At 39.2% G+C, this 13,391-nt stretch carries 10 protein-coding genes and 1 pseudogene; 8 read left to right on the forward strand and 3 right to left on the reverse strand.

Annotated features, from left to right (window positions below; translation table 11 throughout):
• Nucleotides 1–274 precede the first annotated feature (274 nt).
• Together BW980_RS04540 and speB are read right to left on the reverse strand one after the other, a co-directional pair.
• A pseudogene (locus BW980_RS04540) lies at nt 275–994 on the reverse strand (Dph6-related ATP pyrophosphatase).
• A 26-nt stretch (nt 995–1,020) separates the two neighbouring features.
• Complete coding sequence (gene speB, locus BW980_RS04545) at nt 1,021–1,797, reverse strand: agmatinase (RefSeq protein ID WP_076453705.1); 777 nt, start codon at nt 1,795–1,797, stop codon at nt 1,021–1,023.
• Nucleotides 1,798–1,976: 179 nt separating this feature from the next.
• Between speB and BW980_RS04550 the strand changes: the two genes are divergently transcribed.
• The 7 genes from BW980_RS04550 (at nt 1,977) to BW980_RS04580 (ending at nt 9,594) form a co-directional block, all read left to right on the forward strand.
• Nucleotides 1,977–2,663: a GNAT family N-acetyltransferase gene (locus BW980_RS04550; RefSeq protein ID WP_076453706.1), complete on the forward strand. Its 687-nt coding sequence runs from the start codon at nt 1,977–1,979 to the stop codon at nt 2,661–2,663.
• A gap of 160 nt (nt 2,664–2,823) precedes the next feature.
• Nucleotides 2,824–3,399: a Crp/Fnr family transcriptional regulator gene (locus BW980_RS04555; RefSeq protein WP_076453707.1), complete on the forward strand. Its 576-nt coding sequence runs from the start codon at nt 2,824–2,826 to the stop codon at nt 3,397–3,399.
• A gap of 68 nt (nt 3,400–3,467) precedes the next feature.
• Nucleotides 3,468–4,022, forward strand: a complete 555-nt coding sequence (locus BW980_RS04560) for a hypothetical protein (RefSeq protein ID WP_076453708.1) — start codon at nt 3,468–3,470, stop codon at nt 4,020–4,022.
• A 97-nt stretch (nt 4,023–4,119) separates the two neighbouring features.
• The gene (locus BW980_RS04565) at nt 4,120–6,456 is read left to right on the forward strand and encodes a helix-turn-helix domain-containing protein (RefSeq protein ID WP_076453809.1); all 2,337 of its coding nucleotides are present in this window, start codon (nt 4,120–4,122) and stop codon (nt 6,454–6,456) included.
• Nucleotides 6,457–6,576: 120 nt separating this feature from the next.
• Nucleotides 6,577–7,617: a serine hydrolase domain-containing protein gene (locus BW980_RS04570; protein WP_076453810.1), complete on the forward strand. Its 1,041-nt coding sequence runs from the start codon at nt 6,577–6,579 to the stop codon at nt 7,615–7,617.
• 23 nt (nt 7,618–7,640) lie between these two features.
• Nucleotides 7,641–8,498, forward strand: a complete 858-nt coding sequence (locus BW980_RS04575; protein WP_076453709.1) for an alpha/beta hydrolase — start codon at nt 7,641–7,643, stop codon at nt 8,496–8,498.
• A 205-nt stretch (nt 8,499–8,703) separates the two neighbouring features.
• Nucleotides 8,704–9,594: a metalloprotease gene (locus tag BW980_RS04580; RefSeq protein ID WP_076453710.1), complete on the forward strand. Its 891-nt coding sequence runs from the start codon at nt 8,704–8,706 to the stop codon at nt 9,592–9,594.
• Between the two features lie 163 nt (nt 9,595–9,757).
• Here the strand turns inward: BW980_RS04580 and BW980_RS04585 are convergent, their stop codons facing one another.
• Nucleotides 9,758–10,639 (reverse strand): family 16 glycosylhydrolase, encoded by an 882-nt coding sequence (locus BW980_RS04585; protein WP_076453711.1) that lies wholly within the window; start codon nt 10,637–10,639, stop codon nt 9,758–9,760.
• Nucleotides 10,640–11,654: 1,015 nt separating this feature from the next.
• Between BW980_RS04585 and BW980_RS04590 the strand changes: the two genes are divergently transcribed.
• Nucleotides 11,655–13,262: a carbohydrate-binding protein gene (locus tag BW980_RS04590; protein ID WP_076453712.1), complete on the forward strand. Its 1,608-nt coding sequence runs from the start codon at nt 11,655–11,657 to the stop codon at nt 13,260–13,262.
• Nucleotides 13,263–13,391: the final 129 nt, after the last annotated feature.

The following is a 13,391-nucleotide window of genomic DNA, read 5'->3' on the forward strand; positions in this document are numbered from 1 at the left end:
AATAGCTTGGTATTTGCAAGATCTAAAAGCTTGGGTAATGAAATGGGTGTCACAATTTTCTTGTGTAATTCCCTAACGTACAGGGTTTAAATAAGGATGTCTTTTGAAGCAATAATGCTCTGGCGAGAGAATAAGGTGAAAATGCGTGGCTGAAATTTTATCGATAATGGCGGCCACTTCGCACTTTGGTTTCTAGGATATTGTTTTTGGGGCCTTGGGGAGGACCATATACTTACTACCGGTCCAGCGGGAGTCCGTTTGGCATATTTAGGTATTATTCCATGGGTATCAGGTCGCAAAACCAGAACCCCATGGTATTGCGTGTCTTTGCTTCACTGTCGTTTTCAGGGTTCTTATATTCCCTATAGACTTTTTCTCCCAAGGTGAATTTTACAGGATTTTTAAAAATCGGACCGTCATAACAGAAGGTGTGGAATTCCCCGTTTTCACCGCATATATCAACGTTTTCAGGTAGGTCCCTAATAAAACTTTCATCAATATCCCTTCCGACAAACGAGGCATCTAGCAGGTCAGATTTTATGCATATGACCATGGCTTTAAAGCCCAAGGCTATAAACTCCTCCATTAGGGCTTTAGAATCTCTTTTCCAAAGCGGAAAGCAAGGGGTAATATTATATTTTTTAAGTTGTTCTTCTCGATAAGCCCTGAGGTCTTCCAGAAAGATATCCCCAAAACAGCAATGCGTATACCCTTTGGATACCAAATTCGTGACAACTTGGTCCATTTACTTGTTGTAAACCTCCATTGTAGGCTCTTCGGGTAGTTCTATGGTTGTGACCGGAAGCCCGATTTCTTGAGTTTGTTTTACGAGTAATTCCCTTCTAAGACCGTGCATGGAAACGCGGTTGTGGTGGGCGTTTATAGAAGTGACCAGGTGGTCTACGTGATATTTTCCGTCTTTTAAAATGTGGTAATAGGCCAATGCCGCATCCTTGCCGGTACTCCAGTTAAAATAGGTCTTTAATTTGCTCATTAAGGGTTTGTTTTTTTCGTACTGCGCTACATCATTTTGCCAAGTATTTCTTTCATCATTTTCGCCGCCAAAAAAGCGGTCATATTTTGAAAGTCCCTTTTAGGATTGTATTCAACAATATCGGCACCGATGATTTCAGTTTCTATGTTTTGGATTAAATCGATTACTTGTCTAGAGGTGAGGCCTCCGGGCTCATGATGCGAAACGCCAGGGGCATAAGCGGGGTCAAAACCATCCATGTCAAGGGAAATGTATAAAGGGTTTTTAAATTTGGGGATTTGGGTTAAATCCAAATCTTTCATTTGGTGGATCTCAACATTGAATTTATCGGCCTGTTGGGCTTGATGACTGTTTAAGGTTCTGATTCCTACTTGCACTAATTTAACGGCAAATCCGTTTTCCATGATCCTGGCAAAAGGGCAAGCATGGGAATATTTATCCCCCTCAAAGTCGTCGTATAAATCGGAATGTGCATCAATGTGGAGAATGTCCAATTTTGGATATTTTAGACTATGTGCCTTCATTATAGGGAAGGTTATGGAATGGTCGCCACCTAGGGTAAGCACTTTGGCCCCTGTATCTAAGTGGTCTTTAGTTATTTTTTCAATATCAAAATATTCCGATATTTCAAAATCACCTTTATCATCGATTTTTGTGTTTTCAATGGAGACTAGATTTTCCGTATACATATTTGCAGAACCACAATGGAGGGCTTCCCTTATTAATGGTGGGGCAAGTTTAGGTCCCTTTTGATATGAAGATTTGTCATCGAATTGTATTCCCTGGATGATTATTCTATTCATTGTACCGTATGTATGGCATTAGGTGTAAGTGGCGGTAAAATTCTTCTTTCTTAAACCTAGCTTATTTAATGGGTGTTCCGAAAGAATACGTAATCGCTATAGCAAATATAGAATTGTTTGAAGATAGATTTAAAATTCTGTAATCTGCTTTTTATTTAATCTTGGTTATCTTTATTCGAATGATAGAATTAGAAGAACAATTAAAAAACCCCGTTTGGTATTCCCTAAAGGAAACTCATAAAAAATTTGTTGTTGAACTTAACGGAGTTCAATTTTATAACCCGGAAGTTTGCACTTTTGGTTCTTTCTTTGATGAAACAAAAACTACCGAAGCAGCAAATGAATATTTAAAGGCTTCGGATCATTTCTTCTTTGTTTCGGAGAGCCAAACCCCTATAGTAGATGATACCCAGGTTTTCTTGGAGAAAAAAATTGATGGTTGTCAGATGGTTTTAAACAAGCTAACCGACGTTTCAATAACCGAGAATATTGTGTTGTTAGGTGAAGGGTTCATTGATGAGATTTATGATTTAGTCTGGTTGGTTATGCCCGGTTATTATAGGAGAAGGACTTTTGAAATGGGTAAATACTTTGGGGTATTCAAAAATGGTAAATTAGTTTCAATTACGGGCCAACGAATGCAAACTAATCACTTTACAGAAGTCAGTGCCGTAGTTACACATCCTGACTATACAAGAAAGGGACTGGCCAAACAATTAATAGCACATACTACAAAAGAAATTTTAAAGGAAAACAAAACGCCTATTTTGCATACAAATAAAGGAAACCCGGCGATTTCTTTATACGAAAAACTAGGTTACGAGTTAACCAGGGATATGAACTGGTGGCTGTATCGTAAAAAATAAGCTGTTATTGGGTAGTGTATAGTAGTGTATTTTTGACTTCCTCCGCTTCTCGGAAAAGCCGATTATTCAAACTCAATCGAAGTTTCAGTAATCCATTTTTTGGGGAGTTGGCCTAGGGCTTTTGCCCTTGTGTTCGTAAAAATGTTTTACCTTAAGCGCTATGGAAGTACAGAGGTTAAATAACTCAATTTGTGCATACGGTCATGATTTGACCCAGAAGTCTCTTGCGGCCTTCGCTGCTTTATGTAAAGAAAGGACCTATGCAGCCGGAAGTACCATTTTTAAGCCTAATCAAAGCAATACATCCGAGTATGTCTTACTAAAGGGAATAGCGCGCACTTTTTTACTGGACACCCAAGGAGAGCAAATCACGCTTTCCTTTTTTGAGAAAAATATGATTTTGCCTCCCTATGTAACCCGAACCAAAAATGGAAAGTCATTATTGTACGGAGAGGCGCTAACTGACTGTGTCTTTGCCGAAATAAATGCGGATGATTTTGGGTTGCTGATGATTGAAAATCTAGAAATACGCGATTTTGGTAATTCCGTGTTACGACAAGAGCTATTGAACAAAGTGCATAAAGAAATACGAATGGCCTCTTGGACTGCCAAAAAGCGTCTGGAGCAGTTTCGGGATGACTTTTCCATGTTAGAGAACCATATTCCCCATCCTATGATCGCTTCCTATTTGGGGATTACCAACGTTTCCCTTAGCAGACTACGGAAATCGTCTTAAAGAGCGATTTTATCAATTGTTAATGTAGGAGCTAAATTACTGCCATTTCTTTGCTGAAAATCAAGGAAATGAAAACGTTTAAACATAGTCTGCTCCAAAATATTCAAGGTAAAAAGGTATTGTACCTGTTCTTGCTTACCAATACCGTTTACGCCACAATGCTTTTTATTACCATTCCTAATGTCATGAGCTTTTCCAATGGAATGCGGCTGTTAGATATGCAGCCCTTTGGATATGGGCATGAGTATGTTCATTCACTCTTTCGTACCCTTGGTCCGGAAGGCCGTCGTGCTTATTTGTACCACCAGATACCTTTAGATATGGTATATCCTTTTCTGTTCGGAATAAGCTATTGCCTAGTCTTGGCATACTTTCTTAATAAATACAACAGATTGAAGCCTCCTTTGGTATATGTATGCCTGTTGCCATTAATTGTTGGTGTAGCCGATTATTTTGAAAACTTTGGAATAGTATATCTATTAAATGCTTATCCTGAAACATCTGATGGTATGGTAACCTTTACGCTCGTTTTTACCTTAGTGAAAAGTATGGGCACGCTTTTGTATTTTTTAATTTTAGTGGGGTTATTGATCTTACTTGTGCTTAAGACCTTAAGGAAATAAAAACACAGGGTTCATGTTCATTCCGGATGCCGATAAACAATACAAAACGGGCCAGCCTTGCCAATTAAGAAATTATCGTAATTTTAATGACAATCTTATGTCCGAGTCAAAAAACCGTCGCATTGCAGCTATTATGTTTACCGATATTGTCGGTTACACTGCATTGATGCAAAAAGATGAGACTGCGGCAATGGAGATGAGAAAGAGGCATCGCTCAACCTTCAATAAAAACCATAATGTATACACAGGGGAGATTGTTCAGTACTATGGAGATGGTACTTTAAGCACGTTTTCGAGTGCTGTGAAAGCCGTTGAATGTGCAATTGCTATTCAACGAACCTTGCAAACCGAAAAAACGGTACCCATACGAATTGGACTGCATTTGGGTGATATTGTTTTTGATGGAACGGAAGTGTACGGAGACGGTGTAAATCTATCCTCTAGAATTGAATCCTTGGGTGTGGCAGGTTCTATTCTGATATCGGGAAAATTGAACGATGAACTTAAAAATCAACCGCAGATAGCTACAAAATCCCTTGGCTTTTTTGGGCTGAAAAACATTGCAAAACCTGTAGAGGTTTTTGCGGTCGCCAACGAAGGGTTGGTAGTTCCAAAAAAATATGAACTCAAAAATAGCTTTAATAAAGAAGATAAGACTATTGCGGTATTGCCCTTTGTGAACATGAGTTCTGATGCTGATAACGAGTTTTTTTCGGATGGGATGACCGAAGAAATAATCAACGCTCTTTCAAAGGTGAAAGGGCTAAAGGTGACCTCCCGTACATCTTCCTTCCATTTTAAGAACAAGAATATCCCAATTTCAGATATTGGCAAGGCGTTGAATGTTTCCACTATTTTGGAAGGAAGTGTGCGCTTGTCCGGCAAGAAAATGAGAATAACCGCTCAATTAATAGATGTGGTTGATGATTTTCATTTTTGGTCGGAAACCTTTGATCGGTCGATAGATGATGTTTTTAAGGTTCAAGATGAAGTAAGCATACTCATTGCGGATAAGTTGCGAGAACACTTAGGCCATTTTAATATTGGAGAACATTTGATAGAGGCTCCCAATGTGCCTGTTGACGTTTATACCTCGTATTTAAAGGGAAGGTATCATTTAATGAAATTAACGCTTCCGGAAACGGAAAAGGCCATCGGTATCTTTAAAGACGTAATAGAGAAGGAGCCCAACTTCCTCTTGCCATATTTGGATATTAACCAAGGTTATACCTTTCTCGGAACCATGGGGTTGTTACCTGCATTTGAGGCTTTTCAAAAAGCGAAACCTTTTTTGGATAAGGCCTTGGAGTTGGATGCCAATTTACTGGAATCGCAATTGAACCTGGCTTGGATAAGCTGCTGGCAAAATTGGGATTTGGAAGGAGCCTATCGACATTTGAACAATGCTTTGGAAATTCGCCCTTCTGATGAAATCTATCTGACGTTTTCAAACATACTTACGCTAGAAGGGAAGCTAGGGGCTGCCTTGAATTATGTTGAAAAAGCCCTTGAGCTAGACCCTTTTTCCGCAATGAACATCCACTATAAGGGCTTTCTGTATTACCTTATGGAAAAGTACGGGAAAGCCGCGCCTTTTTTTGAAAAAGCTTTAGACTTAAAGCCCAACCTGCCTTTTCCGCCACTCTATATAGGGAGTATGCTATTACTGGAAGGACAGGCCAAGAAAGGATTGTCCTATTTCCAGAATTTACCTCCGTTGGGCCCCGAAGATTTAACGAAACGGGGAGGTATGACCATGGCGTATATAGCCTTGGGGAACGTACCAAAAGCGGAGGAGGGCATAGCGGAACTGGAGTCCTATTTGCAAACGGATTCAATGGGCCGTGCCTTGTTCTTTTTAATACTATGCCACACCATGAACGGCAATTATGGGAAGGCACTTGATTTGGTGGAAAAGGGTGCCGAATATAGGTTACCTAGGGTATTGCTGCTGTATACAGAGCCCATAGTAAAACCCCTTCGCTCTAACCCCCGTTTTTTAAAGGTCATGCAGCCGGTTCTAGGAGACAGAAATGTTCTGAAGAACTCTACAAGGAAATATAAGAAGTCGTTGTTCAATACAACTGAACTCAAACAATACCAGGCTCAATTAGAGCATTTAATGTTGAGTGAGGAACCTTATCTTAATCCGGATTTAACCCTTCGTGACCTGGCCCAAATGATGGAAATTCCTCCTAACTATTTATCGCAATTACTTAATGAAGGTTTTGATAAAAACTTCTCTGAATTTGTAAATTCCTACCGTTTGGAAACCTTTAAGTCTAAAGCGGCAGATGCATCACAGCGGCATTTAACAATTTTGGCATTGGCTTACGATAGTGGTTTTAACTCTAAGACCGTTTTCAATACCTATTTCAAGAAAACCATGAAAGTCACTCCCAAGACCTACTGGAAGCAGTTAGTTGAAAATTAGTTCCGATTTTCATATCCGAACGATTCCCCCTTTTTTACTCAGTAAGTTTGGCCTCTAATTTGGGGAACATCAAAACACTCAAAATTGATAGAAGTCTATCAAAAAAAAAACAAGGCAGATATGACCAAGCGGCAGATAAAACGGATACTGAGGATAGGGTTTATAATGGTAAGTATTGGCTCGCTATATTTTGTGCCATGGATTTTGGTAAAAGCTTGGATACTGCCATTGCCGGGTACCGTTCAAGAACAGCTTGAAGAAGCATTAGGGCATGGATTTGACGGAATGGTCGTATATGTGGACCAAGGGGGCAGGCCATCGGAATTTTATGCGGCCGGTTACAAAAATAGAGCGGAGAAAATACCGGCAGACCCTAAGTCCCTATTCAAAATAGGGAGTGTCAACAAATTATATATTGCCGTTTCTATTGCCAAATTGGCGAATGATCAACGTTTGTCCTTAGATAATACCTTAGCCGATTATTTTCCTGAACTTGAAGATAGGATAGTATATGCAGATAAAATTACTTTGCGGTTAATGGTGCAACACCGTAGCGGTATCCCCAATTTTACAGATCACCCGGGCTTTTGGAACGAACCACAGGCAAGGGGTAACGATGTTTTGGAATATGCACTTGATTTACCGGCCAGTTTTAAGCCGGATGAAGGTTATGAATACTCAAATACAAATTATTTATTGCTTTCCAGGCTCATTGATAAAGTAGTAGGCTATAGTCATCACCAATACATTAAAGAGAAAATTTTGATACCACTTGGGTTGAAAAATACCTTTAGCTCCCTTAGCGAAATAAATATAGATAAGCTTATGAGCGGTTATTATGTAGGGTATGATGAAGACCTAAAAACAAACGATTACGGATCCATGATCGCTACGGCCGAAGATGTGGGTATATTTTTAAGGGCATTGAACGATGGTACTTTGTTGAATGAAAATGAGCAAAAAATATACTCGTCTATATATGTATATGAACATGGGGGGCTTATTCCCGGGTATCAATGCTTAGCGGAATATCATAAGGATATAGATACCGTAGTGGTCCAATTCATCAATACCACCAACTTTGATGGGTACGAATGGAATTTATCCGAAATCGTAATCAACCGCATTGTGAAAATACTTCGAAGTAGGGAAAGTTCATAGGACCATATAAGAGATTAAAAATAATGAAGGCACTTTTTAAAACAGAAATAGGAAAGAGGGAAATATTGGATCTGTACGATCAAAAACTAGAGGAACTCAATATTGAGTTTACATATCTAAATATTGATACTGGATTTGGGAAAACCAATATAATTGCCACTGGTGAATCTACTAATCCACCAATTGTATTGATTCACGGTTCCAATGGTTGTGCGCCAATTGCGCTTGAAACCTATCCTAATTTAAGAAAGAACTTTAGGGTGTACGCCGTAGACGTTGTAGCGCAACCCAACAAAAGCGAGGATAAGTGGTTAAGTATGAAAGATGATTCATATGGGCGTTGGGTCAATGAAATCATAAGTTCTTTAGGGCTTGAGAAGGTTACTCTTGTGGGGTTTTCTTTAGGCGGACTCATCATATTGAAAACGCTTGAGTTTGACGAGAGTAAAGTGAAGCAAGTGTATTTGGCCGCGCCAGCTTACATAGTTAATGGAAATCCGTTAAAAACATTGTTCAAGATTTTTATTCCCATGAAGCGTTTTATGAGAACCCAAAAGGTGAAATATATAGAGAAATTCCTAAAGGAACTTTTTACGGAACGAGACGAATTTGCCATGCGCTATTTGTCAAAAGTTTTTTTACATTTTAAAATGGATTTTACACCGGTTCCTGTAATAAATAAAAGCCGAGCTAATTCAATACAAACTCCAATAACGCTATTTGCAGCTCAGGACGATATTCTGTTTCCCGGCATAAAAATGATAAAAAGAGCAAAGGAAATATTTCCTTCCTTAAAAAGCGCCCAAATATTTGAATATTCAAAACACGTTCAAAGTAAGGCACAAAACCAGATAATAGAAAAAGCTATTTTGGCGGATTAAAACCTTTAAAATGATAAGACTTATACTTATAATAATAGCCTTCGTTCTAACGGTTTATTTTTAATAGACCAAGGTAGATTTATTCCCTAAAAACCTAGTAATCCCATAGTTATACTGTATTGTTAAAAAAATGATAATATTTCATTATTTGTAAGAATTTATTTATTAACATTGTAATTGTTATAACTAATTAAATTTTAATAAAATGAAAAATTTAAATCGGAAAGTAGCCTATATATTAGGGGTTACGTTTTTTTCAGTGTTACAATCTTGTACTAAAGACACCGACGTTGCAGGTGTAGGAATTGCGGAAGAATCTGTTTTGGCAATTTCAGATGCTTTTCCAGAAGAACTGCATAATTGTGGGTATGTAGATGGTTATTGGAGCAGCACGGCTTTTTTATCTAGCACTATTGGTACTGCATCGGAAACTAACTTTATGCAAACCCAGAATTCTAAGATAGCATCTGTTTGGGGAAGACCAGCTGTGCCTTTATCTTTTGTAAAAGACAACGTTAATCCAAATTCTACGTACAATGCTATATCTTATGGTAGTGGTAAAATTTATTTCGGTGAGGCTATTTATAATGCAGCAAAGGCACAAGGGCAAATTGCTAATGTTATGATTTTAGCACATGAATTTGCACACCAATTACAATTTACTTACGGTTATCCTTCTAAAAATGAAAGCACGGCAAGAGCTGCGGAGTTGGAAGCAGATGGTATGGCTGGATATTACCTAAGAAGACCGAATGGGTACAATAAAACCAGTTTTTCCGAGATTGCGGCGGCTTATGAGTTTGCTGAATCTATAGGTGATAATAATACATCTAGCCCAGGACACCATGGTCGTAGCTACCAGAGACGTTCTGCGGTGAGGTTAGGGTTTCTTTTAGGGGCATATGACCTTGATGCCGCTAGTTTTGATTACAACTTTTTCTACTACTATAATGGCGTATTGAATGGCTCTTACAAGCAAGAGAAATCAGAATATTTTAATCCGGAAATGGACAAATACATTCGTTCTTATACTAAGGAGTTAGAAAGAATTAAGAATGGTGAAATGACGGATGAAGAGTATTTTCAGTTAGATTAGACACTATCCCAATAAGTCTGTAAGTTAAAAATAACGGGGAGACTTTAAACTGAACTCTGTCTGAATAAAATTAATGATTATATTCTTTTTTCAGACAGAGTTTAATTTACACCCTTATGATAAGGTAGTAAAGACACTTACTTTAGATAACCTTTGCCAACAATTAATTCTTTGAATCAACCAATTGCCATGACCTTACCCAATTGTATGTTGTAGTTCTATCCTCTTTTGAACCGGTCATGCCACCGTCTTTGGGTACTGGATTCCAATCATAGGTCTCAACGACCATTCGTAAATACATTTCAATATCAAAATCGGCCGGGGGCGTTACTTTAGATTGCATTTTGCCGTCCAAGAAAAATATAATTTCATCCTTAGATTTCCACCAAACGCCATAAACATGGAAATCTTCGTATGCTTTTCCTCCTAACTCCGCTTTGCCTTTGTTCGATCCTTTTTCGTATTCACATCCTTCGGGAATATTTCTACTATGGGTATTCGAGTTCATGGTTTGGTCAAAGTATTTCATCCAGTCGGCATCATTTGTTATTTGTCCAACAGATTCCTGAATGTCCAATTCCGTTGTTCTTTTGTCGCATCTTGATCGGTCTTTACCTTCATTAATTAACCAAAATGTAGAGGACATAAAGGTTTTGTTGGCTTTCATTTCGCACTCATAATAGCCATAGGTCATACCATTTCTTGAGCCAACGTAACCACCCCCGTGCGTATAGGTCTTATTGTTTTTGACTATAGGTTCTGGCAGCATAGTTGTAGTTATTTGTAAACTTCCGTTATTTAAGGAAATATTTTCTGCAAGAAACAATCCCGGAGCGCGACCTATCCATCCTTGTCCCGAAATCTGCCATTTTTTTTCATCTATCTTTTTCCCTTCAAACTCATCGGACATGTTTTCAATTAATTTCCATTCCTGATGAGGTTGCTTTGGGTCTTCTCCAGGCTTAAAATGTGGGGCTTCCTGAGCGAATGTAATACTTGTGATCAGTAGGGTAATTGTTGTTAGGAGTTGGTTGGAAAGCTTCATTTTCGTAGATGTAAATTTTTAGTTTGTTAAAATTTTGCCTTGTATTGGTTTGATATAGTTGTTATGGAATATATAAAGGGTAAGAAAACATATCATTTGATTTAATTGCATTTCGCACGATTTTAGAATCGAAATTAAAGGTGTAATAACAATCGGCGAATTAATCAATGACACCCTAATTACCTTTTTCATAGGAATTGCAATTTATGAATATCTAGATTCTTTCGTCATGTATAACTCGTAGAACTGTAAGAGATACTGTAACTTTAACGGTAAAATATTAAAATTACTGTCGTAGTAAAGGAAATTATCAAACACAAAAAACAAGCGAGAAATAGATGGCCTTTTTTTTTAGTAGCACGGACTGGACTCGGACCTGACCCCTCCCCCTATTTAAACAAACAGATTAAAGTTGGAAAGATCGGAGCGAATAAATGTTCAAGTTTAAACCACTATTTGTTTTTTAAGGCTAAAGAATCCCATAATCTTAAAAAGGGTACTCTTGTAGATTGCCAATGTGATTTCCTGTTTTTCGATATCCTAAAATTTTAATAAAAACGGCATCATTCAATCCGTGAAAATACGTTTTGAAGGAGTTTCGGTGTATATATCCTAAGAAAGGAACCACAAAAACATCGAAAATACCTGCACAACACCTGCACAAAATCAATCGGAGCGCTATTTTTTCGGAAAAAACCTTACTGTTTTTAGAATATTGAAAATCTATCTAATCGTATAGTATATGGGGTGTTTTACTATCAATTTATCAGTAAAAAGGTATTTTTTTGCTTTGTATGTTTTTTGTTGATATTCTTTCCTCTCTTCAAAGGAAGCAACGATAATATATTTGCGGCTCATTATAATTTCAATTATGGAGCCATCTTATGTAACAAACTCTCCTGTACTTAAAAAAGTACAAGGCCCTCCTTAGTTTAGGTGCGTATATTTTTTATTCCTCAATTTTTTACATGTTTAACTCAGGGACTTTTATAAGAGTCTCTCAAACTTATTGATTATGAATTCACTAAAAAAGATTATTGGGTCTCTTTTCTTGATTCCCTTTTTGTTTTCGTCCTGTTCCAAGGAAATCGCTTCCGAGGAACAAAGTTTAGATCCGGAACCGATAACCCCGGTTGCGGCACAGGCCTCATCTGTAGATAAGCCCATTGTTTTGGGGTATTTCCCGTCTTGGTCCGAAACTTGGGCGGCTTCCGGGCAACCTTCGAAGTTAAGAGATCTTCCGGGGCATATTACTCATGTTTTTCTAGCCTTTGCCAAACCAAATTTGAGATACCAAAAGGGTTCTATGTCACTCTCTGGTACAGGTATACAGACACCTTATGACGGTGAGGCCCTCAAAGAGACCGTTTCTATCCTAAAGGCTAGGGGCACCAATGTCATCCTTTCCATCGGTGGGGAAACCTATTGGGGGTCTCAAGCGGCCTACGACATCGATTACCAACAGATTAAGGATTTTGTCGATGACATGGGCTTTCAAGGTATCGATTGGGACTATGAGCCCAGGGGGAGTTTCGCGACCATCGGTGATCCGGAAAACGTACAACACTTTATTGATTTTTTCAACAAATCAAGAGCCATCATGCCTAAGGGCGAATACCTTTTGGCCTGTGCTCCTGCAGGTGTAGGGGCCTTGGGAGGTCTAAACAATGACGACCCTGCTTCTCCCTATGCCTACAGTAAGCGAAATTCCGTAACCGGGGAATCGGACGACAAACTCTATAAGGCCACGGAGCCCAATGAGGCCATCAGTCTTTTTGGCTTCGGTGCTACCGGACATTTTATTCCCGTTATGAAAGCGGTGGGCGATAAAATCGACCTTGTGGCCTATCAGGGCTACAACACCGGGGCGGCTAGTAATCGTAAGATCATGTATGACGCATACAAACACTATGCGGATCAGTACGGCTTCAACATAGCGGCGGGTACCCATTATCCCAATGAGCCTTGGGGCCCACATTACACTTATGACTATCAAACAATTGCCGACCTGTCGGAGCATATCGCGGCCAAAAGCCAAAATGACGGTCTAATGATCTGGCAATTGCTGTTGGGCAATGGCAACACCTCGTCCTATGGCTATTTGCATGTAGGCAGCCAAATATTGAACGGTGTTTCTAGGTCGACCGCCATAGCCAATGCTGAAAATTATCCCGATGGTGGTAATGGAAACCCAAATCCGGATCCAGACCCAGATCCAAATCCAGACCCAGATCCAAATCCAGATCCAGATCCGAACGATGGCACGGATTGCGATTCGGCTGCGGCATGGAGCGCTACTGCGACCTATACTGGAGGTATGTACAGTACCTACGAAAATTCACTTTATCGAGCCAAATGGTGGACACTGGGCGACCTGCCTACTAGTGGTGGCGTATGGGAATTTATCGGCAGTTGTTCTGGTGATGAGGGTGGTAATAATGGTAACGATGGGGGCGATTGCTCATCTATTGCCCAATGGAGTGCATCAGCCGCCTATCTCGGTAATGCGGAAGTAGTTTACAGCGGAACCGTATATAAGGCGAAGTGGTGGACCAGTGGAGATGTACCTTCTGAAAGCACTGGTGACGGTCAGCCTTGGGAGGTGGTACGGTCTTGTAATTAAACCCATATCTCCTATGTTGTTTATGACAGGCCCATGTCAATTATTCAACATGCTTCAAACTTAAATAGTATAGTCTTAACCTACTAGAATGCGATTGATTAGGGACGATAGTGATATCGTCCCTTTTTT

The organism is Zobellia uliginosa, assembly GCF_900156625.1.
Taxonomy (GTDB): Bacteria; Bacteroidota; Bacteroidia; order Flavobacteriales; family Flavobacteriaceae; genus Zobellia; species Zobellia uliginosa.

Coding starts and splice junctions, on each gene's coding strand:
- BW980_RS04570 (WP_076453810.1), top strand. CDS start 6,577: ATGACCAAGCGGCAGATAAAACGGATACTGAGGATAGGGTTTATAATG.
- BW980_RS04580 (WP_076453710.1), top strand. CDS start 8,704: ATGAAAAATTTAAATCGGAAAGTAGCCTATATATTAGGGGTTACGTTT.
- speB (WP_076453705.1), bottom strand. CDS start 1,797: ATGAATAGAATAATCATCCAGGGAATACAATTCGATGACAAATCTTCA.
- BW980_RS04565 (WP_076453809.1), top strand. CDS start 4,120: ATGTCCGAGTCAAAAAACCGTCGCATTGCAGCTATTATGTTTACCGAT.
- BW980_RS04585 (WP_076453711.1), bottom strand. CDS start 10,639: ATGAAGCTTTCCAACCAACTCCTAACAACAATTACCCTACTGATCACA.
- BW980_RS04550 (WP_076453706.1), top strand. CDS start 1,977: ATGATAGAATTAGAAGAACAATTAAAAAACCCCGTTTGGTATTCCCTA.
- BW980_RS04575 (WP_076453709.1), top strand. CDS start 7,641: ATGAAGGCACTTTTTAAAACAGAAATAGGAAAGAGGGAAATATTGGAT.
- BW980_RS04590 (WP_076453712.1), top strand. CDS start 11,655: ATGAATTCACTAAAAAAGATTATTGGGTCTCTTTTCTTGATTCCCTTT.
- BW980_RS04560 (WP_076453708.1), top strand. CDS start 3,468: ATGAAAACGTTTAAACATAGTCTGCTCCAAAATATTCAAGGTAAAAAG.
- BW980_RS04555 (WP_076453707.1), top strand. CDS start 2,824: ATGGAAGTACAGAGGTTAAATAACTCAATTTGTGCATACGGTCATGAT.